The organism is Caballeronia sp. (genome assembly GCF_049581465.1).
Lineage (GTDB): Bacteria > Pseudomonadota > Gammaproteobacteria > Burkholderiales > Burkholderiaceae > Caballeronia.
The window spans coordinates 1-1,772 of sequence record NZ_JBAUSA010001368.1; the positions used below are offsets into that span (position 1 = coordinate 1).

A 1,772-nucleotide genomic window follows, 5' to 3' on the forward strand; every position below is an offset into this window, starting at 1 on the left:
GTGTAACGATGGCCCAATTCCAACGGTGGCCATCCTCAAAGACATGAAGTGTCAATTCGTGCAGTACGTTCGTCATCAATTTTTTATAGGGGGGCCGCGGTATTTACCGGGGCCCCGGGGCACTATCCCACAAGCGCCCAGCGACGGGGCCTCTGCCGACTATTCAAGGAAAGCTAGCAGATGGGTCTGGCAGCACAACGCACTCAGTAAGCCTTCATGGCCGGCCGATATGTGACGGGTGGGAAAACCCGCCACGCGCCGTCGTCGTGCCTGAAGAAAAAAATGACAAGCATATCGGTCGGTCGCACAGCCTCGACGCATATATAGCGCCTTTGATTTGCTATTCGACTGAAACGGGTGATGCGAACCGGCTTGGCCGCGTAGGGGCCAGCCATTTCTCCACCAGCCAGCGCAAGGACGTTTGACTTCTGACCATCACCTTCTCCTTTGCAGGGAAAAGCATGCTCGGCTACCTAATGTAAACAAGCGCGTCGGCCGGTTGAATCCACCCCGCCTTTTATTCTCTCAGTCAGCAAAAAATTCAATGACCATCCGATTGAATTTCTTCGCATGCTCCCACTGCGCCCAGTGCCCGCAGCGGCTAAAAACATGCATCTCGGCATTCTGCATGCCGGCAACCAGACGCAAACCCACATCCATCGGCACGAAGCGATCGTCGCGCCCCCAGATCACCAGCGTCGGTGCCGCAATCTCGCCAAGCCGAGGGCCGAAGTCATTGAACTGCTTCGGATTGGCCGCGAGACTCTTCACGAAGTTTTCCAGATGATCACGACGTGCCAGCATGTTGTCGAGCCGTGCCTGCATCAGATCGTCAGTCAGCGCGCTGGTGTCGAACACGAAGACGCTCATCATCCGCTTCAGGTTTTCAATCGTCGGCTCGCGATACAGGCCTTGCAGCAGCTTGATTCCTTCTGTCGGCATCGGCACGAACTGGCTGGGGCCGCCTGTACCGCCGCCCATCAAGACGAGTTTGCCGACGCGCTGCGGATTGGCGAGCGCGAACGCGACGGCGCTGTGGCCGCCCATCGAATTGCCGATGATGTGCGCACGTTCGATATCGAGTGCGTCAAGCAGGCCTTTCAGCGAGCGCGCGTTGAGTTCGGAGCGCGAGCCGTCGCACACGACCGGATCGCTTTTGCTCCAGCCCAAACAGTCCATCAGGATGACCCGATAGCCCGCGGCGACGAGCGGCTCGACATTGCGGTTGAAGTTCGCCCAGCTGCTCGCGCCGGGGCCCGAGCCGTGCAGCATCACGACTGTTTCAGTGCCCTGTCCTGCGTCGTTGTAGTGCAACTGCACTTCGCGATCGCCTTCCTTGATACGCACGAATTTGCTGGTCGACGCTTCGGTGATGGCCGATAAGTTCGAGGTCATGTTGCTTTCCTTTATCTAAAGAGAGTTGATTGACCGCGCACGCCGCTCAGTCGCGCGCGATGAGCATTCGGCGCAGTAATAGCGCTATTGCGCGATGGTCGGCGCATAAACAGGTGCTGACTTGCCGACGACCAGCCACGCCGCGATCGCCGCAATCGCGATCAACGGAATGCTCGCGCTCAGCAGCACGGACGCGCTCTGCCCGACCGCCAGCAACTGCCCGGCGATCAAAGGTCCGAGGATCGAGCCCATGCGCCCCACCGCCACCGCGGCGCCCACGCCGGTGCCGCGCACGTAAGTCGGATAGATGCTGCTCGCGAGCGCATACAACACCGACTGGCCGCCGACCAGAAACAGCCCCGCGAGCAGGCCGCCGC

General features: G+C 59.8%; 1 protein-coding gene and 1 pseudogene. Both read right to left on the reverse strand.

Translation table 11 applies throughout. The features are described 5' to 3' along the window. Nucleotides 1-525: 525 nt before the first annotated feature. A complete protein-coding gene (locus WCA53_RS33095) occupies nucleotides 526-1,395 on the reverse strand; it encodes an alpha/beta fold hydrolase (RefSeq protein WP_423921953.1) in 870 nt (289 codons plus the stop codon). 84 nt (nucleotides 1,396-1,479) lie between these two features. Next, a pseudogene (locus tag WCA53_RS33100) lies at nucleotides 1,480-1,772 on the reverse strand (3-(3-hydroxy-phenyl)propionate transporter MhpT); the annotation flags it as partial.

What these genes read in the sequence shown, in the direction of transcription:
- WCA53_RS33095 (WP_423921953.1), bottom strand. Translation starts at nt 1,395, where the DNA reads ATGACCTCGAACTTATCGGCCATCACCGAAGCGTCGACCAGCAAATTC.